The organism is Psychrobacter sp. 1U2 (genome assembly GCF_051847575.1).
The window spans coordinates 1-621 of sequence record NZ_JBPYDC010001349.1 but is presented as its reverse complement, the minus strand read 5'-3'; the positions used below and the strand labels follow the sequence as shown (position 1 = coordinate 621).

General features: G+C 42.7%; 1 pseudogene. It reads left to right on the top strand.

Annotation, left to right across the window (positions count from 1 at the left end):
• Positions 1-319: pseudogene (locus ACS8FD_RS22020) on the top strand (hypothetical protein); the annotation flags it as partial.
• Positions 320-621: the final 302 nt, after the last annotated feature.

Here is a 621-nt window from a genome sequence, read left to right as displayed (position 1 = left end):
CGATAGTCAAAACGTCCTTGATTATGCGGACTACTTTAAAGTGGACGCTGCGACCGCTCAGCATAACCTAACCGTGAGCATGGCAAGTAACGAAGCACTGTCAAAGGTGCTTGATCAAGTCAGCGATAGTTATACTTCTCATGAGCTGACTGATGGTAAAGATATGAAGCTTATCATTCATACTACGCCCGATGTCGCTGCCAGTAGCTATGATTATGTGCTATCCGATGACTTTGCTAAAGGGCTGGTGTTACCCATCGTGATTCAGCCGGATGGTGAGAAAGGTGATGTTGAGGTGCATGGAGAGATGCCACAATAAGAGGTTTAGAATGGTCACTAGTAAGCTCTATCCGCCATAAGTTTTACTGAAGCAAGTTTTTCATTTTTATGTCGAGCAAAGTACTTATTTATCTGGCAGGCTGATATAAAAGTTTAAGGATTTTCTAATATTGGAGGGTACGCAAAGCGCACCCTCCTAAAAACTACTTACTAAAGCAAAGCACGAATAAGCATATAGCTACCCATACCTACCATCATCACGTTTTCAGTTAATGAGATAGCCCCTAATGGCACATTACTATCTCCGCCTACGCAGGCACATTTTAGCTCTCGCTTATCAAT